General features: G+C 47.8%; 23 protein-coding genes and 1 other annotated feature. Of the genes, 14 read left to right on the forward strand and 9 right to left on the reverse strand.

The window, feature by feature from the left end:
* Nucleotides 1-9 precede the first annotated feature (9 nt).
* The 9 genes from FB479_RS01520 (at nt 10) to FB479_RS01560 (ending at nt 9,518) form a co-directional block, all read left to right on the forward strand.
* A complete protein-coding gene (locus FB479_RS01520; protein WP_142061793.1) occupies nt 10-708 on the forward strand; it encodes a YggS family pyridoxal phosphate-dependent enzyme in 699 nt (232 codons plus the stop codon).
* Between the two features lie 42 nt (nt 709-750).
* On the forward strand, nt 751-1,179 hold the full coding sequence (locus tag FB479_RS01525) for a cell division protein SepF (RefSeq protein ID WP_007717736.1): 429 nt from the start codon (nt 751-753) through the stop codon (nt 1,177-1,179).
* Between the two features lie 31 nt (nt 1,180-1,210).
* Nucleotides 1,211-1,474: a YggT family protein gene (locus FB479_RS01530; protein ID WP_106653241.1), complete on the forward strand. Its 264-nt coding sequence runs from the start codon at nt 1,211-1,213 to the stop codon at nt 1,472-1,474.
* 12 nt (nt 1,475-1,486) lie between these two features.
* On the forward strand, nt 1,487-2,260 hold the full coding sequence (locus FB479_RS01535) for a YlmH family RNA-binding protein (protein WP_142061796.1): 774 nt from the start codon (nt 1,487-1,489) through the stop codon (nt 2,258-2,260).
* 98 nt (nt 2,261-2,358) lie between these two features.
* Nucleotides 2,359-2,850: a DivIVA domain-containing protein gene (locus FB479_RS01540; RefSeq protein WP_106653243.1), complete on the forward strand. Its 492-nt coding sequence runs from the start codon at nt 2,359-2,361 to the stop codon at nt 2,848-2,850.
* Nucleotides 2,851-2,941: 91 nt separating this feature from the next.
* Nucleotides 2,942-3,209, forward strand: a binding site (T-box leader).
* A 46-nt stretch (nt 3,210-3,255) separates the two neighbouring features.
* Nucleotides 3,256-6,033, forward strand: a complete 2,778-nt coding sequence (gene ileS / locus FB479_RS01545) for an isoleucine--tRNA ligase (RefSeq protein ID WP_142061799.1) — start codon at nt 3,256-3,258, stop codon at nt 6,031-6,033.
* 184 nt (nt 6,034-6,217) lie between these two features.
* Nucleotides 6,218-6,991, forward strand: a complete 774-nt coding sequence (locus tag FB479_RS01550) for a TraR/DksA C4-type zinc finger protein (protein ID WP_106653245.1) — start codon at nt 6,218-6,220, stop codon at nt 6,989-6,991.
* Nucleotides 6,978-8,129: a mandelate racemase/muconate lactonizing enzyme family protein gene (locus FB479_RS01555; protein ID WP_142061802.1), complete on the forward strand. Its 1,152-nt coding sequence runs from the start codon at nt 6,978-6,980 to the stop codon at nt 8,127-8,129. Before FB479_RS01550 ends, FB479_RS01555 begins: the two co-directional genes overlap by 14 nt.
* Before the next feature lie 15 nt (nt 8,130-8,144).
* Nucleotides 8,145-9,518, forward strand: coding sequence for an MFS transporter (locus FB479_RS01560; protein WP_142061805.1), 1,374 nt, complete (start codon nt 8,145-8,147; stop codon nt 9,516-9,518).
* Between the two features lie 73 nt (nt 9,519-9,591).
* Here the strand turns inward: FB479_RS01560 and FB479_RS01565 are convergent, their stop codons facing one another.
* Together FB479_RS01565 and FB479_RS01570 are read right to left on the reverse strand one after the other, a co-directional pair.
* Nucleotides 9,592-10,065, reverse strand: coding sequence for an NUDIX domain-containing protein (locus FB479_RS01565; protein WP_142061808.1), 474 nt, complete (start codon nt 10,063-10,065; stop codon nt 9,592-9,594).
* Nucleotides 10,066-10,079: 14 nt separating this feature from the next.
* Entirely contained in the window at nt 10,080-11,009 is a 930-nt protein-coding gene (locus FB479_RS01570) for an NAD(P)/FAD-dependent oxidoreductase (RefSeq protein ID WP_142061811.1), read from the reverse strand.
* 236 nt (nt 11,010-11,245) lie between these two features.
* Between FB479_RS01570 and FB479_RS01575 the strand changes: the two genes are divergently transcribed.
* From FB479_RS01575 to ppsA, 3 genes are all read left to right on the forward strand, one after another.
* Complete coding sequence (locus tag FB479_RS01575) at nt 11,246-12,607, forward strand: LCP family protein (RefSeq protein ID WP_142061814.1); 1,362 nt, start codon at nt 11,246-11,248, stop codon at nt 12,605-12,607.
* 84 nt (nt 12,608-12,691) lie between these two features.
* A complete protein-coding gene (locus FB479_RS01580; RefSeq protein ID WP_142062900.1) occupies nt 12,692-13,288 on the forward strand; it encodes an Hsp20/alpha crystallin family protein in 597 nt (198 codons plus the stop codon).
* A gap of 212 nt (nt 13,289-13,500) precedes the next feature.
* A complete protein-coding gene (gene ppsA / locus FB479_RS01585; RefSeq protein WP_142061817.1) occupies nt 13,501-16,116 on the forward strand; it encodes a phosphoenolpyruvate synthase in 2,616 nt (871 codons plus the stop codon).
* An 86-nt stretch (nt 16,117-16,202) separates the two neighbouring features.
* Here ppsA and FB479_RS01590 read toward each other — a convergent pair whose 3' ends face one another.
* The 6 genes from FB479_RS01590 to FB479_RS01615 are packed head-to-tail and all read right to left on the reverse strand — an operon-like array spanning nt 16,203 to nt 18,168.
* A complete protein-coding gene (locus FB479_RS01590) occupies nt 16,203-16,418 on the reverse strand; it encodes a spore germination protein (RefSeq protein ID WP_017249535.1) in 216 nt (71 codons plus the stop codon).
* A 3-nt stretch (nt 16,419-16,421) separates the two neighbouring features.
* Nucleotides 16,422-16,814, reverse strand: a complete 393-nt coding sequence (locus FB479_RS01595) for a spore germination protein GerPE (RefSeq protein WP_106653252.1) — start codon at nt 16,812-16,814, stop codon at nt 16,422-16,424.
* Nucleotides 16,815-16,828: 14 nt separating this feature from the next.
* Complete coding sequence (locus FB479_RS01600; RefSeq protein WP_106653253.1) at nt 16,829-17,020, reverse strand: spore gernimation protein; 192 nt, start codon at nt 17,018-17,020, stop codon at nt 16,829-16,831.
* Nucleotides 17,017-17,631 carry a spore germination protein GerPC gene (gene gerPC / locus FB479_RS01605; RefSeq protein ID WP_142061820.1) on the reverse strand — a complete coding sequence of 205 codons (615 nt, stop codon included), beginning with the start codon at nt 17,629-17,631 and terminating at the stop codon, nt 17,017-17,019. The genes FB479_RS01600 and gerPC overlap by 4 nt, the downstream gene beginning before the upstream one ends.
* A gap of 34 nt (nt 17,632-17,665) precedes the next feature.
* Nucleotides 17,666-17,920 carry a spore germination protein GerPB gene (locus FB479_RS01610; protein ID WP_106653255.1) on the reverse strand — a complete coding sequence of 85 codons (255 nt, stop codon included), beginning with the start codon at nt 17,918-17,920 and terminating at the stop codon, nt 17,666-17,668.
* Nucleotides 17,917-18,168, reverse strand: coding sequence for a spore germination protein (locus FB479_RS01615; protein WP_106653256.1), 252 nt, complete (start codon nt 18,166-18,168; stop codon nt 17,917-17,919). Before FB479_RS01615 ends, FB479_RS01610 begins: the two co-directional genes overlap by 4 nt.
* Nucleotides 18,169-18,314: 146 nt before the next feature.
* Between FB479_RS01615 and FB479_RS01620 the strand changes: the two genes are divergently transcribed.
* The gene (locus FB479_RS01620; RefSeq protein ID WP_106653257.1) at nt 18,315-18,512 is read left to right on the forward strand and encodes a hypothetical protein; all 198 of its coding nucleotides are present in this window, start codon (nt 18,315-18,317) and stop codon (nt 18,510-18,512) included.
* 9 nt (nt 18,513-18,521) lie between these two features.
* On the opposite strand, the gene shc is transcribed toward FB479_RS01620, so the two are convergent.
* A complete protein-coding gene (gene shc, locus FB479_RS01625) occupies nt 18,522-20,420 on the reverse strand; it encodes a squalene--hopene cyclase (protein WP_142061823.1) in 1,899 nt (632 codons plus the stop codon).
* A 57-nt stretch (nt 20,421-20,477) separates the two neighbouring features.
* Between shc and FB479_RS01630 the strand changes: the two genes are divergently transcribed.
* The gene (locus FB479_RS01630) at nt 20,478-21,611 is read left to right on the forward strand and encodes a DUF2515 domain-containing protein (RefSeq protein ID WP_142061827.1); all 1,134 of its coding nucleotides are present in this window, start codon (nt 20,478-20,480) and stop codon (nt 21,609-21,611) included.
* Nucleotides 21,612-21,618: the final 7 nt, after the last annotated feature.

A 21,618-nucleotide genomic window follows, 5' to 3' on the forward strand; every position in this document is an offset into this window, starting at 1 on the left:
AGGTTCGTAATGACCAAGGAACAAGAATTGTTAAAAGAACGACTGCAATCCATCGAAGCAAGAATTCAGGCTGCTTGCGATCGGGCGAACCGCAAACGTGAGGAAGTAAAAATTATTGCCGTGACCAAGTATGTCGATGCAGATGCCATTGGGGACTTGCTCGCTGTAGGCGTAGAGAATATTGGGGAAAATCGCGTGCAGGATGCCCTGCCCAAGCACCAGCTACACGGCGATAAAGGGATCTGGCATTTTATCGGACACCTTCAAACGAACAAGGCAAAAGAAGTCGTAGGACGATTCCCGTACATTCATTCCCTGGATCGGCTTTCTTTGGCACAGGAGCTGAATCGACGCGGTGAAGCGTTGGATCATGTCGTAAAATGCTTTTTGCAGATCAATATATCAGGCGAAGAGACAAAATTTGGGCTTAGTCCCAATGACGTATTGGCTTTTTTGCACGAAACCAGTAATATGAAACATATAAGTATCGTCGGATTAATGACGATGGCGCCTGTTGTCGAAAATCAAGAGGAAGCCAGACAGGTGTTCCGTGGCCTCTATGAGTGGAAGCAACGGATTAACGAAATGGCATTCCCGCACGCACAGGTGGAAGAGCTGTCCATGGGCATGTCTAGTGATTTTGAAGTGGCCATTGAAGAGGGAGCTACATATATTCGTTTGGGATCGGTATTGGTCAAGCCGGAGTAAAGGAAATCTGACCAAACCACGGAGTAAGAGAGGAGGAAGAGTATGGGTGTTATGAATAAATTGATGGGGTTTCTGGGGTTGGAAAACGAGGAATACATCGAAGAGACAACAACGGTTGAAGAGGAAAGGGAAGAGCAAGAATCCTCGCACAAACGCCAGCCAGCGATCGGCCGAGCTAACAACGTGGTACCGTTTCAAGCGCGGGAAAAGGAGGGAATCCGTTTGATTCTCTGTGAACCCCGTCATTACAGTGACGCTCAGGATATCGCTGATAACCTGCGTCATCGTAGACCCGTTGTGGTGAACCTCCATCGCGTGGAAAAAGATCAAGCCAAGAGAATTATCGATTTCTTGAGCGGAACAGTCTACGCGCTGAACGGCGACATTCAAAAGGTAGGAGACACGATCTTTGTATGTACGCCTGACCATGTGGATATTCAGGGGACAATCTCCAGTGTGTTGGAAGAGTAGCCATTTAAGACGAATGTAAAAGGGTGAGCTAATGAAGGTTGTCTTGGATATTTTAGATTTTGCCTTTACGGTATATCAATACATGATTATTGCTTACATTTTGATGTCATGGGTTCCTCAAATAAGAGGTACAGGCATCGGCCAGTTACTCGAAAGACTGGTTGAGCCTTATTTGGCGCCATTTCGCCGGTTTATCCCACCCCTCGGCTTCATCGATATCTCTCCCATTGTCGCATTGATTGCACTGCGCTTTGCCCAATCTGGCCTGTACGCCATATTGCAACAAATCCTGTAGGCGAGTGAAACGATGAGCATATTTGACCATTTTTCAAAAGAAGAACGTCCCTTTGTTGAACGGGCGCTGGAAATGCTGACGCAAGTAGAGCGGAAGCAGGCCATGCGCCTTACTGATTTTGTAGACCCCAGGCAGTTGATGATTATTCAGAGTCTATCCTCACAAGTAAGAGATGTGAAGGTTTCTCCTTATGGAGGCTACGAGGGTGCCGAGCGTGTTCGTATTATCATCCATCCGGAGTACCTTCCTGTCGAGCCTGAGGATTATCGCCTTACCTTATTGGCAATCAGGGCTGATCAGCGCTTTCATGTGCTGGAGCATCGAGATGTGATGGGGGCGATGCTGGGTGTCGGGATGAAGCGGGAGAAATTCGGAGATATGCTGACAGATTCAGCTGGCAGCTACGCGATTGTAGCTGAGGAAGTCGCTGATTTTGTCTGTGCGCAGGTGAGGCAAATTCATCGGACATCTGTTCAGTTTGAGCGGATACCATGGGAGGCGTTTACACCGCCTGCACCCAAGTTTGTAGAGAAAACGATCACTGTGCCATCACCGCGAGTTGACGCGATCATCGGAGAAGTACACAATATGTCTCGCGCAAAAGCGCTGGTGCCAATTCGGGCGGGAAAAGTAAAAATCAACTGGAAAGTAATCGAAGACCCGTCTTATCAACTTCAGATGGGGGACATGGTTTCACTTGCAGGTTATGGCCGGTTCAAAATTATTGAGGTAGCCGGTCCAACACGCAGCGGAAGACTTCGCATGATCGTCGGACTGGTTACATAAGATGGACCAAGGCAAAAAATTGTAAAATACGGCAGGAAACACTGCTAATCCTGTCGAAATGATTAAGGACGAATTATCGGGAAAAGTGGGGGGTTCATGTGCCATTAACGCCGTTGGATATACACAATAAGGAATTCAGCACAGGCTTTCGTGGGTATAACATTGACGAAGTGAACGAATTTCTCGATCAGGTGATCAAAGATTTTGAGCTCTTGATAAAAGAGAAAAAAGAACAGGAAGAACGCGTAGCCATTCTGAATGAGCGCGTAGATTACTATAAGAGCTTGGAAGAAAATTTGAGCAAGTCGATTCTGGTGGCGCAGGAGACGGCGGAGGACGTGAAGTCGAATGCCCGCAAAGAAGCGCAGCTCATCTTAAAAGAAGCTGAGAAAAATGCAGACCGCATCGTCAATGAAGCACTCGCGAAGTCACGCAAAATTGCAATCGAAATCGAAGAACTGAAGAAACGCGCTTCTGTTTACCGCATGCGCTTCCGGACGCTTTTGGAGGCACAGCTGGAAATGTTGGAGAATGGCGATTGGGATCAAATTGAACAGCCACAGACAGATTCTGCTGTCACTGTTGAATAAATCATTGACGTTCGACCAATGATGGTATTATAATGAAAAACAACTTTTTTGAAATAGGCACTTATAGAGGTTGACAACACGTTTATACAAATCATAGACGATGAACGGGAAGAGTATGTGAGCCAGCACTGCTTAGAGAGTCGGGAAAAGGTGAAAACCCGGCCAGTTGCTTTCGCAGAAAATCACCCGGGAGTTCAATATCCGAAAGCCCAGAAAACCTTGATGGTAAACAGGTGAGTAAGTGAGCGCGTCATTCCCGTTACGAATGAGTGAAGTGGAACGAATCCGATGCAGGCTTTTTTGTCGTACGGGTTTGTTCAATCAGGGTGGTACCACGGGAGCTTTCTCTCGTCCCTTTTATGGGATGAGTGAAGGCTTTTATTTATTTAAGGAGTGAATCAGGCCATGGATTACAGCAAAACCTTAGCGCTACCAAAAACAGATTTCCCCATGCGCGGAAATTTGCCAAGCCGCGAGCCACAGATGCAAGCGGTATGGGAAGAGCAAAATATTTATCAACAAGTGTTAGATCGTACGAAAGACCGCCCGTCTTTTGTCTTGCATGATGGCCCTCCGTATGCGAATGGAGACATCCATATCGGTCACGCACTGAACAAAATCCTCAAGGACTTCATCGTTCGCTACAAATCCATGGCAGGCTTTTATGCGCCGTACATCCCAGGCTGGGATACACATGGTTTGCCAATTGAGCAAGCGATTATCAATGCACAAGGGTTGGATCGTCGCAGCATCGAAGTGAACGATTTCCGCCAGCGCTGTGAAGAGTATGCTTGGTCCTATATCGACAAGCAACGCGACCAATTCAAGCGTCTGGGTGTTCGTGGAGATTGGGAAAACCCTTATGTGACACTCCTGCCTGAATATGAAGCCAACCAAATTCGCGTATTCGGCGAAATGGCGAAAAAGGGCTATATTTACAAAGGTCTTCGCTGCGTGTACTGGTCTCCGTCTTCTGAGACGGCTCTGGCTGACGCAGAAATCGAATACAAAGACAAGCGCTCTCCTTCTATTTACGTCAGCTTCCAGGTAGCAGATGGAAAAGGCAAGCTGGATACAGAAACAGGCGTTGTTATCTGGACAACGACTCCGTGGACATTGCCAGCAAACCTCGCGATCAGCCTGCACCCTGAACTCGAGTACAACGTAGTGAAGGTAGATGGCCGCAAATTCTTAGTAGCAAACGGTCTGATTGAAGCTGCGAGCAAAGAAATTGGCTGGGAAGGCGTAGAGATTCTCGCGACCTTTAAAGGTCAAGATCTGGAAGGCGTAGAAACTCAGCATCCGTTTTACGATCGCAAATCTCCACTCATCCTGGGTGAGCATGTAACCTTGGATGCAGGTACTGGTTGCGTTCATACTGCTCCAGGACACGGGGAAGATGACTTTAACGTTGGTCAAAAATACAATTTGGGTGTTCTTTGCCCAGTAGATCACGAAGGTAAAATGACCAATGAGGCACCAGGCTTTGAAGGCCTCTTCTACGAAGATGCTAACAAAGTGATTACAGAAAAGCTGAAAGAAAACGGAGCACTCTTGAAGCTCAATTTCTTCACGCACTCCTATCCACATGACTGGCGTACGAAAAAACCGGTTATTTATCGCGCGACGGAGCAATGGTTCGCATCAATCGACGGATTCCGTGAGCAAATGCTCGAAGCGATTAAAAATGTAAAATGGATTCCGCATTGGGGAGAAACGCGTCTGGCAAACATGATTGCGGATCGTGGCGACTGGTGCATTTCCCGTCAGCGTGTATGGGGTGTACCGATTCCAATCTTCTACTGCAAATCGTGTAATGAACCAATCATTAACGACACGACGATCAACCATGTTGCTGATCTGTTCCGCAAAGAAGGGTCGAAAGTATGGTTCTCCCGTGAAGCGAATGAGTTGGTTCCAGAAGGACTTTCTTGCACGAAATGCGATTGCAAGGATTTCCGCAAAGAAACGGATATCATGGACGTTTGGTTCGACTCAGGTTCCAGCCACCAGGCTGTATTGCGCGAAAGAGGCATTTCTTGGCCGGCCGACATGTATCTGGAAGGCTCTGACCAGTATCGTGGCTGGTTCAACTCTTCTCTCTCGACGGGTGTTGCCGTGTATGGCACAGCTCCTTACAAATCCGTCCTGAGTCACGGCTTTGCATTGGATGGAGAAGGACGCAAAATGTCCAAATCCCTCGGTAACGTCATCGTGCCTCAACAAGTGATTGACAAGATGGGCGCAGATATCTTGCGTCTGTGGGTAGCTTCTGTTGATTATCAGGCTGATGTGCGCATTTCCGATGCGATTCTGAACCAGATCGCTGAGGTGTACCGCAAAATCCGCAATACGTTCCGCTTCCTGTTGGGTAACCTGGATGGATTTAATCCAGCAACAGACCGCGTAGCGTACGAAGAGCTGGGAGAGCTGGACCGTTATGTTCTGGCGAAAGCGGCAAAAGTCGCTAAGCGTACACGCAAAGCGTACGATGAATATCAGTTCCATACCGTTTTCCATGCCGTTCACAACTTCTGCGTCATTGATTTGTCCGCGTTCTATCTGGACATTTGCAAGGATCGTCTGTATGTAGAAGCGCCAGACAGTCTGAAAAGACGCGCTGCACAGACCGTGATGTACGATTGCTTGCTCAGTCTGGTGAAGCTGGTCGCTCCACTGTTGCCGCATACAGCCGATGAGGTGTGGGCGTTCATTCCAGGCGTGGAAGAGAAGAGTGTACAGCTCACAGATATGCCAGAAGGCGACGAGCAACATCTCAGCTTTGCAGCAGAAGCAGAGAGCAAATGGGATGCGTTCCTGGCGATCCGTGACGAGGTTCTCAAAGCGATGGAAGAAGCGCGCCGCAATAAGGTGTTCGGTAACTCCGTTGATGCGAAGCTGGCTCTGTACCCACAAACGGAAGAAGTCGCGAAAACATTGGCAGCCATGGACGATCTGGCTGACCTGTTCATCGTGGCTCACGTGGATGTACACAGCGGGTCTGCTCCGGCAGAAGCGGTACAACTCGAAGGAATTGCTGCAGTGGTCTCAGCCGCAGACGGTGGAAAATGCGAGCGTTGCCGTGTAGTGAAACCTGATGTTGGTACCCGCGAGTCGCACGCGTCGCTCTGCGTACGTTGCGCTGATATCGTAGAACAACACTACGCACATGTAACAGAATAAAAACGGTTGATCAACCTGTCATTCCCTTTGGGGATGGCAGGTTTTTTGCTGTGAAAAACGTAGAGACGTTTTTCATAAAAGTAGATGTGAGCGATAGCGGACCAACAAAAAGGTCATGACCGTTTTGTTGGTCATATTTCCTTCGGGACCAAGACATACTACCTGTTGAGGAAACCAAACAAAGGTGGTGTACAGCGTGGACCAAAAGATGGTGGCCAGCTTCCGGGAAAAGCTGCTGGAACAGAAAAAAGAACTGGAAGACCGCGTACAGGACCATTATGGCATGAGAGAACCGATGACAACCTCTTTGCAGGAGTTTGCCATGTACGATAATCATCCGGCAGATATCGGCAGCGAGATGTTTGAGCGGGAAAAAGATTTAGCCCTAGACAGTCTCGATCGCGAGACATTAAAAGAGATTGATCAGGCGCTACAGCGCATGGAGGAAGGTACCTACGGCCTGTGTACGGTCTGTGGGGAGCAAATACCCGTGGAGCGACTGGAAGCACTGCCTCAGGCACAAACGTGCAAGGAGCACGCACCGGCGCCGTCAGTCAACGAGTCTCGCCCGATTGAAGAAGAATTTTTGCAGCCGCCGTTTGGACGTACGTCTTTGGATGAAAAAGAAGGACAGAACGGATTTGACGGTGAGGATGCTTGGCAAATTGTCGAGTCATGGGGGACATCCAGCACTCCTTTCTCGTACCAGGAACCCGACAAAACGGATTACGACGAAATGTATATCGAGAGCAATGAGCCGGATGGCTTTGTAGAAGCCGTAGAAGAAATCGGTTATACCGATATTGAAGGATATCACGGACCGGACAGTGTGCATTTCATGAGAAGCGGGACGTATGAGGAGTATATGAGAAAAGGAGAAGGGAAAGGAAACTTCCTCTCCTATGACGATTATGAGGGAGAGCAAGCAGAACGAGAGGGCATGGATGACTACTCATGACAAGGTAGAGGTCGCAGACCTGCAAATTGAGCGCGTAGAAACGTATCCGCTACTTCAACGTCTATCGCAAGCTTACGGCGATGCGAATGGGTTTAAGCGTTATCGAACCAGCTATCTCATTCGGATTATCACAAGATCTGGAATAGATGGCTGGGGAGAAATTATCGATTGGCTGCCGACGCTCCATAAGGGCTTTTGTGAGCGAATCATTCCGTACTTGCTGGATAAGCAGGTCGACAACAGAGTAGCCCTTGTTGATGTCATAGGAAAGTGGCATCAGCGATCGGCTTCAGGTGTCAGTATGGCACTCACGGAAATTTTGGCGAAAGCGGCGGGGCTATCTGTGTGCCAACTGTGGGGAGGCCAGATTCATTCTGGCATCCCGGTATATGCCTCCCTCCAATCCTACCGTGAAACAGAAGACTGGATGCAACAATCATGGAAGCAAGTCAGCCAGCAAGTCGACGACGGCTTCAAGATGGTGAAAGTAAAGATTGGCGGTCGGTCTGTTCAAGAGGATCAGACGCATATCGAAAAACTGATGAATATGCTTCCCGAAGACGTTCAAGTAGCGGTAGATGCCAATCAGAGCTACGATTGTGCGACTGCAAGGAAGTGGGAGGGGCTTTTTTCCCGTTATGGCAATTGGCTTTGGCTGGAGGAGCCGATGCCCTTGGATCGTACAAACGAGTACGTCAAGCTTCGTTCGTCACTATCTATCCCGCTTGCAGGCGGAGAAAACTTGATCCGCTGCGCGCAGTTTTTGCCCTTGTATGAGGGGGGAGCCATTGATATTGCACAGCCTGACCTGATGCATACGGGAGGTATTGACGATTATCGAACGCATTTGCAAATGGCCCGTCAGTTTGGCTATCGTGTGTCCCCGCATTCCTTTGATGGTTCGTTGGCACGATTGTACACGTTATTTGCACAAGCTTGCTTGCTGGCTTGGACCAAGATGGATAGCCTTCCGATTGAGCCTGTCGAATGGGACGTCATGGAGAACCCGTTTACACAATTGTTTCCGCTTCAACCCATAAAGGGCAAAGTGACAATTCCTGCTGGCGTCGGAATTGGCGTCGAGCCTGACTGGGAGATTATTAACGCGATGCGCTGGGACGGTAGCGCTTATGCGTAAGACAAGGAGTTTCGTATGGCACAAAATGCGAAAAACCTGATTGGGCTAGTCGGGGTTCCATTAGTTATGGTGTTGGGCAACTCGATGCTGATCCCTGTACTGCCTACAATGAAAACGGAAATGAAGCTCACCGCCTTACAGACGAGCTTGTTGATCACCGCTTTTTCGATTGCTGCAGGTATTGTTATCCCTTTTGCCGGCTATTTGTCGGATCGATTTGGGAGAAAAATTGTCATTATCATCTCCCTTGCCTTGTACGGTCTGGGTGGTTTGGTCGCAGGGCTTTCCGCGCTGTGGTTGGATCAACCTTATATGGCCATAATGGGAGGGCGAGTCTTGCAGGGGATCGGGGCCGCCGGGACAGCCCCTATCGCGATGGCTTTGGTAGGGGATCTGTTCGATGGCGCTTCGGAGAGTAGGGCATTGGGGCTTTTGGAGACATCAAACGGGATGGGAAAAGTATTAAGCCCGATAATTGGCTCCTTGCTTGCTCTCATTTCTTGGTATATGGTTTTTTTAGCTTTTCCGATGATTTGCGGTGTCGTCCTCCTGATGTTTTTATTTCTGACCAAGGAAAAGAAACAGGAGAAAAAGCCGCTCCCTGTCAAGCAATACATGCATTCGATCTCACAAGTGTTTAAGCAGCACGGAAAATGGCTTGTCCCCGCGTTTTTTATTGGGAGCATCTGCCTGTTCACGTTGTTTGGTGTACTTTTTTACCTGTCTGATTTATTGGAGGAAAAATACAAGATCGATGGTGTCATCAAAGGCTTTTTCTTGGCGATTCCATTGCTCGTAATGAGTATTGCGGCTTATGTAACAGGAATCATCATCAAAAAGAAGCTGAAGCTGATGCGTCTGTTTGTGATTGTCGGCATGTTCTTGCTCGCTACGTCCTACATTCTGGCCAGCTTTGTCAAAGGGGCTTATGTCCTGATTGGCATTTTGGTTATCGGCAGCGTGGGGACGGGGATGATTTTACCTTGCCTGAACTCGATGATCGTTGGGGCCGTACAAAAAACAGAGCGGGGCATGATTACTTCTTTGTATAGCGGTGTCCGTTTTATCGGTGTTGCGATCGGCCCGCCTATTTTTACCTGGTTGCTCGAGATTTCTCGAACGGTCATGTTTCTATCAATCGCAGGTTTATCGTTCGTTTTCGCTGTAGTTGCGATCTTCTTCTTGAAGCCTAAGCAGGTCGAGCAGCAAGGACAAGGGACAAAAGACACCGAGACGCAAGCGTGGCGGCAAATATCAGAGGTACTGGGAATTGAACGAGAAACGGTACATGAGGTACAACGTGAAAGAGCCATCGAAAAGTATGGCTTTGATCCAAATGAGCTCGTCAAACGCGTGTTGTCGGGAAAAAAGGAAAAGGAAAAACAATAAACAGGCTGTCTCTGTCGGTCATACTCACCGGGTACAATGTGGAGAGCGACAGGGACGAGCCTGTTTTTGATGGCTAGGAGGTAGCGAAGGGATGACGTAAAGCTCGTTCGAGTGCGAGCGGATACACATCATCTTGCAGAATGCGACTAAACTCCTGATTGCCTTTTACATTTCGCGGGATATCCGCAAACACAATGGTGGCAAGCACGTCTGAGCCGTTTGGCTGGTTTGTATAGTCAGCTACCTTTGCGATATAAATGTCTTTTCGCATCGAATCGTCGATGGTGTACTGTCCGATGCGCTCAATCCCTTCCAGAATGGCGCCGGTTTCTTCATAGACTTCACGAACGGCTGCCGCCAAGCTGTTTTCACCCGCTTCTACTTTTCCACCGGGTAGCTCTACACCGCGTGTACGATGGCGAGTAAATAACAGCTTTCCTTGATAAAAAGCGAAGACCAGCACGTGACCTGCTTGGTGGTTACGATACTCTTCGGGGGAAAAGGTTAGCTTGACAGGTAAGCCGAAATCGTCGTAAAAAGCGTACATGCAAAGCTCTCCTTCTACAGGCTCTTTGATCTGTTGTTTTGAATTTGCAAGGAAATATGCTTGACCGCCTTCATCGCTTGACCAACTGCCAGTGACAAACTCGCATAAGCGGCTCCGTTGCTCACGTCTCCGACTGCGTATATCCATGGAGAGTTGACTCGTTGATACGAATCCGTTTGCAAATAATCATCGCCAAACGTGTCCAAGCCTTCGAGACCCGCTGTGTTTCCATGAACACCAATTCGCGGCAGAATCCAATCGACTGCGATCGTCTGCGGATTGCCTGCCCGCGTAGAGGTGAGTGTCAAAACAGTCCGTGCCTCTTCTTCCTGATAATCACTTACTTGTGTTTCCCACAGGACTTGGATGTTGGGCTGGCCTGTGATTTTCTTTTGCCATTCGGGACGAGCGCGCAACCCACTGCTCCGAACCAACAGATAGACTTGTCGGGCATGAAAGCTCAAATTTGCTGCACTTTCTAATGCACGATCTCCTCCGCCAATGACGGCGATATCTTGCCCGGCGATGCTGTGCGCTTGGGCAGTTGTAGAAAACCAAGGCGACAGGACGCTCGGACAGTCAGCTAGGGCCGGTATTTCATTCCAGCCGACTCCTGTGGCGATGAGTAAATAGTCGACACGATAAACGGATTTCGAAGTAATTACCTGCTTCGTTTCCCGATCAATGGAAAGAATGGCTTCGTTCAATCGTATGTTTGGCTGTTGGATGTAAGGATGTGCGATCAGTACCTTTACAAGGGCAGCTCCCTGGTCATATACAAGGGGCGGAAAGTCGGTAATCTCGTTGTATATGTGATGCAGTTGACCGCCGAGTCGATCCGTTTTTTCAATAAGAAGACAAGAAAGACCCAATCGTTGGCACCATATTGCTGCGGACAACCCTGCGATGCCGCCACCCGCGATCAGCACCTGTATGTGTTCCACTCACAAGTCCCTCCGATTCCCTTATTCATCTATCCGATTTTCCTCAGTTTTAGACTACCTGTTTCGATTCGCAAGTGCAAGAACTCTCAGGGAAAACCGATCGAGTTGAATCGGCAGGATTCTACAATTTGACGGCAGATTGTGGTAAAATGGGACATGGTTTTCCAGAATATATTGAAAAATGAAAAGCCCAAAGCACTATGGACCACGTGATTTTAAAAAGGAGTGAACCGAACGTGCAAGCCAAGAATGACAAGCCTCAAGCTCCTGCAAAACAGCCGCGTAAACGGATCAAGCGTGGCCAGCGAAGCAAGCGGATGTATCTGCTCTTGGCGGGTTGCTTATTCCTCTGTTTGTTGGCTGTAGGAGCAGGCTATGCCCTCAACCAGTTAAACAAGACACTGGACATTGTAACGGAAGACCCTTACAAGCTGCCGGATCAACCTGTTGTAGAAAAGCCGTATGAGCAAAAAAAATCAATTGCCTTTGTCATCGTCGGGGTGGATACGCGCAAAAATATCGGCATGTTAAACACGGATGTCCTCGTCGTCGCGGTCGCCAATCCGGTTACGCAAAAGCTGAGCATGGTATCGTTGCCACGTGATACCCGCGTTCAAATCCCAGGATATCCAGGTTATCACAAAGTCAATGAAGTATTTGCATTAGGGGAAAATATCAGGAAAGATGCAGAAATCAAAGGAAAGCCTGTTACCGAAAATGGCATGACGATGCTCAAAAAAACATTGAATCACATGCTGGGGATCACTGTCGAGCATTACGTGCAGCTTGACTTTGAGGGCTTCACAGCGGTCATAGATAAGCTTGGCGGCATTACGGTTGACGTCGATCGCGATCTTGTATATGAATTGCCGAAGCAAGGTGTATACCGCAATTTGAAAAAAGGAAAGCAAGTATTGAACGGAGAGCAGGCACTCGGCTTCGTTCGCCATCGCATCGATAGACGTGGAGACGCTTACAACTCGAGCGACTTCGATCGCAATCGCAGGCAGCAGCAGGTAATCCGAGCTGTGGCAGAAAAGAGCATGTCTCTGGATGGGATATCGAGTTTGACAGCCGTACTGGATACCGTTGGTCAACATATCAAAACCGATCTCTCACAAAACCAAATAAAAGGATTGGCACTCGATTTTGCCAGCTTTTCGTCCAGCAACATGGTTACTTTGGATAATGGGGCGATCTGGAGTTCTCCTTATTCCTTATGGCCGAGGGAGAACATGCAAGCTGTTCGAACTGCCCTGCAAACAGAAGTGGGTGTAGCTGGACAGAGCGAACAGCTCAGTGATGCAGCTGTAGCGGAAGTAGCCAAGGTCGAAATGAAAGCAGAGAAGAGAACACCAGCTTCGAAGCCAAAGCCCACGACAGGTACAAAAGAACAGCCAAAAACACAGAAACCAGCCAAACCATCACCAAATACGGCTCCAGAACCAACACAGGAGCCTGTAACACCGCCGACTGTACCAGATGGAAATGGCGGCGAATCCAATCCTGAGCCGACGGATAGTAACATGCCACCACCAGATATTTTGGCTCCGCCTGCACCAGCGACAGATAGTGCTGATGTAGGTCAAACTGGATGATCATGAGCACACTCCCCAGGCAAAAGCACATATTCTATCGTACAAAGACAGTCTTGCCTTAACTGGGGAGGGAGTGCGGAAGTGATGAAAAACCTGCAAGAGACCATGAAGCAGTTACAAAAAGCATCCGAAAGTTTGTCCAAGCTCGGCTTTGACCCAGATCATCCGTGGAAAGCATTAAGCCAGATGGGGCAGGTGCTGGATACGAATTTTTGGGAGAATATTGCGACGCTTAATAAGCAAGCAACACAAAAGACGACTGCCGCAGCCGCGCCAAATGTACCACCCGTGAAAAAGGGGAAAAAAAAGACGAAGGAAAAACCGATGCGTTTCGTGCAGGTAGACGATTCGCATTTTTCCCCAGCCTCGGATATCTTCCAATCAGAGCAAATGGTCATTGTTTCCTGTGAACTGCCAGGCTTCGATCGCGATAGTCTGGAGATTACCCTCTCCGACCAACGGTGGCTGGAGGTCAAGGGGATCATCAAAGAAAGTGAGCACCACGGGCTTCGTACACAAGGGGAAAGAAGCTACGGCCCGTTTTATCGCAAGCTGGCTTTACCGGTTTCCGTCAGTTCAAAAGGGATGAGGGCCCAGTATCAGGATGGGTTGTTAGAAATCTATTTGATGCGGGATGGAGCGGCGAATGAACGAAAAACAACATTTAAAGCAAGCTTGTAAAAGCAGGTGGTAGTGGAAAATCAAAAAAGAACCTGGATATTTCTGCCCAGGTTCTTTTTTATTGCACAGTAACAGACGCGATGATATAATCAGATCACGACTGTTTTAATTTATGTAGTCATAGTTAACGCATCTTACACTTTAATCGTACCATGCTGGTGAACTCCTGTCAAATGTTTTTTCTCAATTTTAATGGTTAGGAGAGATGTTGAATGAGTTCTTTGGTTCTCGGTTTTGAGGAAATGGAAAAAACGCAGCTTTTGCTCGTTGGCGGAAAAGGGTTGCATTTAGGGGAATTGTCAAAAATTCAAGGAATACAAGTACCAGAAGGATTTTGTGTGACAACAGTGGGATACCAAAAGGCCATCGAACAAAACGAAATGTACCATGCTTTGCTGGATCAACTAACCATGCTAAACGTACAAGATCGAGATCAAATTGGTGAAATCAGCAGGAAGATTCGCCAATTCATAATGGAAGTAGAAATTCCTTCCGATGTTGTGAAAGCCGTTACTCACTATCTCTCCCAATTCGGAGAGGAGTATGCTTATGCAGTGCGTTCTAGTGCGACTGCTGAAGATTTACCACATGCCTCTTTTGCAGGTCAACAAGACACCTATTTAAATATCATCGGCAAAGAAGCAATCTTGCAGCATATCAGCAAATGTTGGGCATCTCTATTTACGGATCGCGCGGTTATCTACCGGATGCAAAATGGATTTGACCACAAACACGTTTATTTATCCGTTATTGTTCAAAAAATGGTTTTCCCACAGGCTTCCGGGATTTTATTTACCGCTGATCCAATTACATCCAACCGGAAGGTGCTATCAATCGATGCCAGTTATGGACTTGGAGAAGCACTGGTCTCTGGCTTGGTCTCTGCCGATTGTTATAAAGTACAGGAAGAGGAAATCGTCGATAAGAGGATAGCAACCAAAAAACTGGCTATCTATGGACGACAAGAAGGGGGAACAGAGACACTGCCGATCGATCCTGATCAGCAACAGACTCAAACCCTTACTGAAAAACAAATTTTACAACTGGCACGCATTGGAAGACAGATCGAAGCTTATTTTGGTTGCCCACAAGATATCGAATGGTGTTTGGTTGATGATACTTTTTATATTGTCCAGAGTCGTCCAATCACGACTTTATACCCCATTCCTAAAGCGAATGATCAAGAAAATCACGTCTATGTATCTGTTGGCCATCAACAAATGATGACCGACCCCATAAAACCATTGGGACTGTCTTTTTTCCTGTTAACAACTCCTGCACCCATGAGCAAAGCGGGTGGAAGGCTGTTTGTTGATGTTACAAATATGCTGGCTTCACCTGACAGCAGACAAACCATATTAGATACCCTGGGGCAATCCGATCCGCTTATTAAAGACGCGCTTATGACCGTCATAGAGCGAGGAGATTTTATACAATTATTACCCATAGATAAAAAAGAACAGAGTCCCAACAATAGCAATAAAGGTTTGTCGTCTTTGGGTTTTCAAGAACAATTCGAAAACGATCCGACAATTGTTGCTGATTTGATTAAGCGTAGTCAAACATCGATCGAAGAGTTAAAGCATCACATCCAAACGAAATCAGGACCGGAGTTATTTGATTTTATTCGAGAAGACATCCAGCAATTAAAGAAGATTTTATTTGATCCACAAAACATAGGTGTGATTACGGCTGCTATGGATGCTTCAAAATGGATCAATGAAAAAATGAACAAGTGGTTGGGGGAAAAAAACGTAGCAGACACGCTTTCTCAATCTGTGCCACACAATATTACTTCGGAAATGGGACTGGCGCTCATGGATGTTGCAGATGTGGTTCGTCCTTATCCAGAAGTAATTGACTTTTTGCAGCATGCAAAAGACGATGACTTTTTGGATGAACTGGTTCAGTTTGAAGGTGGACAGGAAACGCAAGACGCAATCTATGCTTATCTCAGGAAATACGGAATGAGATGTGCCGGAGAAATCGATATAACAAAAACTCGTTGGAGTGAAAAACCAATGACGCTTGTCCCCATGATTCTAGGTAACATCAAAAACTTTGAGCCGAATGCTGGCAAACAAAAATTCGAACAAGGGCGACAGGAAGCTTTGGAAAAAGAGCAAGAGTTATTAGATCGATTAAAGCAATTACCGGATGGTGAACAAAAAGCCAAAGAAACAAAACAAAAGATCGACCTCATCCGGAATTTCATCGGCTACCGGGAATACCCAAAATACGGCATGGTGAATCGCTACTTCGTTTATAAGCAGGCTTTACTGAAAGAAGCCGAACAACTCGTCCAAACAAGCGTTATTCATGAAAAAGAAGATGTATACTATCTCACTTTTGAAGAATTTCACGAAGCCGTACGCACAAACAAACTGGATGATCAGATCATCAGCAAACGAAAAGACGATTATAAGTTTTTTGAAAAACTGACTCCCCCGCGTGTAATCACGTCTGATGGTGAAATCATTGCAGGTGAGTACAAACGAGAAAATCTGCCAGCCAATGCGATTGTAGGTCTACCTGTTTCTTCCGGCGTTATAGAGGGAAGAGCACGTGTCATCTTAAACATGGAAGATGCTGATCTAGAAGAGGGAGATATATTAGTCACCTCCTTTACTGACCCTGGCTGGACACCATTGTTTGTATCCATAAAAGGTCTAGTCACCGAAGTTGGTGGACTGATGACCCATGGAGCAGTTATCGCGCGTGAATATGGCTTACCAGCAGTTGTCGGCGTGGAAAATGCCACCACCCTGATAAAAGACGGGCAACGAATTCGCGTGCATGGAACAGAAGGGTATATTGAAATATTGTAGTAAGGAGGCCTCGTGCCTCCTTTTTTGTTTCCTTTTTCAGCCAAAATAAAAACAGTGTCAATGAAAAGACATTAACACTGCAGGGATTAGATGTTCCCAAACATCGGTTGATCGACGACATTGGGGTCTAGTGTATTCGTTGCGTTGACACCATTGAGCGTATTGACGACGTTGCCTGTGTTGCCGCCTCCTGAACCGGAGAATGTCTTGGCGGCTGTTTTTGGCGATATGTTGAGCGTATCTCCGAAGTTAACGGTACCCGAATTACTATTGATATTGACAGCTCCAATGACAGAAGGCACAGCCTACCCCCTCCCTCTGGTTTTTGGCTCGTCTTGGAAAATGTGACGAATATTTACGACTCGCGTTTCGAGTGTAATGGATTCATTAGAACCAACATGGACGACGGACGCTCCTGCTACGAAAGGGACTTCCACTTTTCGAATGAAAATGTACGGACAGTCGTGGAACGTATCAATGCAAATCGGTTCTGAGAGACTAGGGGGAATTAAGGGAACGGAAAAGACCGAGTAATCCTCGAACATAAATTCATTTTCATAGAAGATGGCCTGCTCGCGTTGGACGGCTAAAATGTTCGAGACTGCATCAATCTGCCGGGAATCACCTATTTGCAGAACAGATGAGGTATCGACCGAGAGAACATCCAGCTTATGGACATGACTGGTCCTTCGGTACATGGAGACAACCCTCCTTAAGAAGCACGCAGAGCAGTATCAATCGGAATCGAAGCTCCGACAATCATTTTTTCGGGTGGGGTTTCATAAATCGCTCTGAGGTCTACAGTCTGTGTGTCTCCAATAAACAAGGAAGCAGCAGAAGAGAGAGCACTAACAGAGACTTTTTTTACACAAATGGCTTCGTTTATCACTTGATACCTCATCATGGTTCGTTCACCTCACGAGGCAAATTTTTCACGAATGTTTCGCAGGTCTTGTCGATATCCCGTTTCACTTTTTGGACTGTATTTTGCACGAAAACATCGAGTTGCTCTGGTTCTAGTTCATCGGCAGGGAGCTCGCTCAGGTAATACTTAATCCGCTGATCGATCTGCTTTTTAATGTCATCCAAGATAAAGGCACGATAATTGTTATCCAGTGGATAGTTGCACTCTGTTTCGATTCTTTCAAGAACGTGGTAGGCATCTGTCTCCAGGTATTGATAAATTTCTTTCTGGACACGGTCAAAAAGTGGGGCATTGCTTTGGTGCGGATTAGGGACATCCATCGATTGATTGATGGAAAAATCACCGATTCCAGCGTCATTTCCTTTCGGGTTTAAGCCGATATTGAGAGTCCCTTCCAGTCGCTCAACCTTTAGCAGATCGAATTTGTACTCGTTCTTGATGACGGAAGGAATCTGTTTTTCCTTGAGTTCATTTACGTCTTGCTGCAGCTGTTCAAGCATTTGCTTCATCTTCTCGATCTTTTTGTCTTGCAATTGTATATAGTCATGTAACTGTTGAAGATACTGCATCATTTCGGGATCCATGTACATGACGACCATCCTTCTTCATCTAACATACATCGAATTAGGCAAACCGCGAAGGCATACCAGGGCGTAAGGGCGAGGGAGAAACCAACGGGATGAGGGGCACGAATTCTTCCGAACCAGTTGTGGGCAGAGGCCCCACCTGTGGAGCTGGCTCTGTGAATCCGCCGGTGTTGTACAGCTTGGATACGGGTTTGATAATCCCTGCGCTTCCTATTTGGCACACTGAAGAGTTGCTTATGCCTTCGATCTTGAGCGAATTGATTACGATATGTTGCGTAACAAAAAAGTTCATGCGAAATCTCGTCCCTTTGCCCGGAAATCATTCGTTTCTTCTACAAAAAGCGGGATATCATTATCGGATTGTTCATTGATGTAGACGACGCTACGTGGAATTTTAAAGGACAGATTGGTACCAGAATTGAATGATCCTCCACCCGCGAAGGTTTTGGCATAGCTGGTAGGTGCGATTTTACGGACGTCTCCGACATTGAAAACGCCGCCCACGTTGTTTACATTGATGACTCCAACGAATGCTGGCATGTTCGGCACATCCTTTTGGGAGAGATCCTCTCTGTATTGTATGTCGTAGGCCATTGGGTGTTCATACCTGTTTTTGCGACCGAACCAGTGAGATCCGCATACGTTGTATGGATGGCACGAGTTTTAGGAAAAGGAGAAAAAGTTCCATGAATATGAAGGTGACGAATAAAAAAATAGACGTCGGTGATTTCAGCTTTGGGGGAGTGTCTCAGTCGTCGATTGTGCTGATTGGGGACACCGATGTCCTGTCTTGCTACTCTATTTTTGATACGCCGCCACACGCCGTGGTTTATTCACCCCAGGTTCCTCTTCAACCGTTAGGTCTTGGTTTGCGAAGAGGGTAGCGGTAGTTTTTACGTGTTCGCGTATTTGGTCTGATAGTGGCTGAGAGCCAGCAACGGCCAAATCCAACGATAGCTGTGATAAGCAAAGTAAGTGCCGCCAGGACGCCCCCCGCCAGTCGGGTAGCGAGTCGTCCAGTCGTTTGCTTGATTGTGAGTAAGCAGGTAGTGAATCCCTCGTTGCAGCTCTGGGGTCGGCTTGGATGACACGGCTATCAGTGCATCGATTGCCCATGCCGTCTGCGAGGGTGTGCTTGCTCCGAGAGGGACGTACGTTTTTTTCTGGTCGCTTTGGCAAGATTCCCCCCAGCCGCCGTCAGGATTTTGACTGGCAACCAGCCACGCAACCGCTTTTTGGATGGCGGGATCAGTAGGGGAAAAGCCAACCGCCATCAGCCCGGTAATGGCAGCCCAAGTGCCGTATAGGTAAGCAATTCCCCAACGTCCATACCAGGAGCCGTCTGACCCTTGATGTTTGAGAAGCCAGCGGACTCCTTTTTCTACATGCGGGTCAGTCAATGTTCGTCCGGCATAGTTTCCGAGGAACTCTAAAGTCCTCCCTGTCAAATCGGCAGAGGACGGATCTGTACTGACGGTATCGGCTCCTTCGATTGGCAGGTGGCGAATGAAATCAGCGTCTGTGTTTCGTTCAAAAGCAGGCCAGCCTCCATCGTCGTTTTGCATGGATAATAGCCACTCGAGACCGCGCTTCCAGGCAGCAGCTGTTGTTATATCCGTACGGGCGAGCAGGCGCAGAGAGCGCAGAGCAGCTGTCGTATCATCAATATCCGGGTTCATGGTGTTGTAGTCAGAAAAGCCCCAACCGCCAGGCTTTCCTTTTGGATTGCGGATTTTCCAGTCGCCGTACGTATGCTGCTGCTTTTGGAGAAGGTACCGATTTGCTTTTTGAATCGCGGGATGTGTAGGAGAAAGTCCGCTTTTTTGCAAAGAAGAAGCCAAGAGGGCCGTGTCCCATACGGCTGAGGTAGCCAGCTGCAGGTGTGCGCCGCTTTCATAATCGTAGACACTATTCGTAAGCCCCTGCATCGCTTTTTGGATGAGGGGGTCTTGCGGAGAAAATCCCCGAGCGAGCAGCGCAAATATCATGAAAAAGGTAGAGGTCGAATAATTGTACAGAGTACCGTCCGGCTCGATTCGCGCCAGGATGTATTGTTCCAGGCGCCGTAGGGCGAGCTTGTGCAGTTGTCCGGGTAAAAAGGGGAGACGTTGCAAGGAATCGTGGATGGTGGCGAGGAACGACTGGCCCTCTTTGAGGAAATTCTCTAGGAATCGATGCGGATATAGCCCGCGAGTGATCGGTGTATCCGTGTATAGATCGGACAAGTCTGGCGCATCGTCAGGCTTTTTTACATAGTTGCGATCAGCCACAATCATCATGGGAGCAAGATGGACACGTGCATACCCAACAAAATCGTAAAAGCTGACAGGGAAGCTCGGGTGCAAGAGAGCAATCTCGACGGGAACGAGAAAATGCGAGGGCCACTGGTACTGGCCTGTCAAGGCTGTAGCAAATTTGGTCAGCATGTTCGCTTGTGTCAGCCCACCCTTTTCCAAAATAAACGAGCGAGCCAGAGCCATTCTCGGTTCATCCTTCGTATATTTGCCTGATAACAGCAGAGCGTAATACGAATCAATGGTCGTAGACAGATGGCCTTCATGCTCGTCAGGATACAGCTTCCATGCCCCATTATCGTGTTGAAGAGACGTAATGTGAGCAGTGAGCTTCTCCATCAAACGCTCATCATGAATGCCAAGTGTGCGCAATAGGATGATCATGTGAGAATCTGTCATCGGTGAGCTTTCCAGACAAAAGCGCCAAGTGCCATCCGCTTGCTGGCGCTGTAACAAAAAGGCTTGCATGCGGCTAATTTCTTGCTGGACTTCGCGCAACTCATTCACCTCCCGATAAAATACACACGCCTCAGGAAGAGAGGGGGAAGAGCATCGATGGGTTTGTCGTGGTACCAATACGCATCTCGCTTGCCGCTTGCTATGAATCTGGGGAAAGTCCGTACGGCGACTGCCACGTTGCCAGCACAAGATCAAAAGACGGTAGAGCGGATTAGTCAGGAGACGTTCGCCCACAACCGAGACAATATAGACAGAACGCGCGCCTATTTGTCGTTTTATCAAAAGCATCCACAAATTCATTGGGCGCTATTGGCACATCTCGTATCGCGCAATGCGGGATGGAGTATGACTGATTTGCGGGGAGAATTGTTGCCTCGCTTGCTTCGAACAAAAGAGCAGCAGGATTATTTTTCGTTTTTGGAGCGGGGAAACTGGCTGATTTTTAACGATGCGTACCCTCAATTGTTACTGTATGAAGAGAGTGTCAGGCGACAGACCAACCTTTTTTATTTGCTGCCTCATCTGGGCGTCTCCACTTTCATGCAGGCGATCTGGAATCATTTTTGGAAAACAACGGACAAAGAGCTGCTCGCCATTGGTTTGATCATCAATGAACAAAACTACTTGGAAGAACAGGTCATGAAAGACTCGGGCTATCAAAATTCAGTTGTCCGCACACTCCCGTTTGCCTTGCAGGAGCTTTTGCATCTGAATATGATCTTGCTTCCTCAGCGGAAAGTGGCTGATGGGCAAGGAGGCTCCTTGCAGCTCGCGGGTGAGCGAGTGTTTCATTTTGCCTCCTTACGAGAGAGAATCAGCTTGGGAAAAAGGCTGTACAGTCTGCTGTTCGGGGGTACGAATAGGCAGGAGGCAGCATACGCTTGGGCATTGGATCAGCCACACACAGGTTCGCGAAAAGATTATTGGCCCCATCTTTTTCACGATGTGAATGATACAGCTCCTGGCAAGCCTTATCAGCTAAAACTAATGAACTGTCAGCTGCACCCAAGGGCAAAGCGGCTGTTTTCCCCAACGCTGCGTCAAGTTTGGAGGCCTATTCACCATGAGCCGCCAAAGGAGTTAGATTGGTACAAAAACAAGAGCGACGTCTGGCGTGTGCTGACTCGACCGGAGGAGACAGCAAATGCAGCGGAGATGAGTGAGGCGTATTGCCAGGCGTTGGCAAAAATCGAGTGGGCTGTCGCAGCCAGAACGAGAATACTTGGCTAACTTGTAG

It is taken from the genome of Brevibacillus sp. AG162, from assembly GCF_006715575.1.
Lineage (GTDB): Bacteria > Bacillota > Bacilli > Brevibacillales > Brevibacillaceae > Brevibacillus > Brevibacillus brevis.

Coding starts and splice junctions, on each gene's coding strand:
- FB479_RS01520 (WP_142061793.1), top strand. CDS start 10: ATGACCAAGGAACAAGAATTGTTAAAAGAACGACTGCAATCCATCGAA.
- FB479_RS01525 (WP_007717736.1), top strand. CDS start 751: ATGGGTGTTATGAATAAATTGATGGGGTTTCTGGGGTTGGAAAACGAG.
- FB479_RS01530 (WP_106653241.1), top strand. CDS start 1,211: ATGAAGGTTGTCTTGGATATTTTAGATTTTGCCTTTACGGTATATCAA.
- FB479_RS01535 (WP_142061796.1), top strand. CDS start 1,487: ATGAGCATATTTGACCATTTTTCAAAAGAAGAACGTCCCTTTGTTGAA.
- ileS (WP_142061799.1), top strand. CDS start 3,256: ATGGATTACAGCAAAACCTTAGCGCTACCAAAAACAGATTTCCCCATG.
- FB479_RS01555 (WP_142061802.1), top strand. CDS start 6,978: ATGACTACTCATGACAAGGTAGAGGTCGCAGACCTGCAAATTGAGCGC.
- FB479_RS01560 (WP_142061805.1), top strand. CDS start 8,145: ATGGCACAAAATGCGAAAAACCTGATTGGGCTAGTCGGGGTTCCATTA.
- FB479_RS01565 (WP_142061808.1), bottom strand. CDS start 10,065: ATGTACGCTTTTTACGACGATTTCGGCTTACCTGTCAAGCTAACCTTT.
- FB479_RS01580 (WP_142062900.1), top strand. CDS start 12,692: ATGAAAAACCTGCAAGAGACCATGAAGCAGTTACAAAAAGCATCCGAA.
- ppsA (WP_142061817.1), top strand. CDS start 13,501: ATGAGTTCTTTGGTTCTCGGTTTTGAGGAAATGGAAAAAACGCAGCTT.
- FB479_RS01595 (WP_106653252.1), bottom strand. CDS start 16,814: ATGTACCGAAGGACCAGTCATGTCCATAAGCTGGATGTTCTCTCGGTC.
- FB479_RS01600 (WP_106653253.1), bottom strand. CDS start 17,020: ATGATGAGGTATCAAGTGATAAACGAAGCCATTTGTGTAAAAAAAGTC.
- gerPC (WP_142061820.1), bottom strand. CDS start 17,631: ATGTACATGGATCCCGAAATGATGCAGTATCTTCAACAGTTACATGAC.
- FB479_RS01610 (WP_106653255.1), bottom strand. CDS start 17,920: ATGAACTTTTTTGTTACGCAACATATCGTAATCAATTCGCTCAAGATC.
- FB479_RS01615 (WP_106653256.1), bottom strand. CDS start 18,168: ATGCCAGCATTCGTTGGAGTCATCAATGTAAACAACGTGGGCGGCGTT.
- FB479_RS01620 (WP_106653257.1), top strand. CDS start 18,315: ATGAATATGAAGGTGACGAATAAAAAAATAGACGTCGGTGATTTCAGC.
- FB479_RS01630 (WP_142061827.1), top strand. CDS start 20,478: ATGGGTTTGTCGTGGTACCAATACGCATCTCGCTTGCCGCTTGCTATG.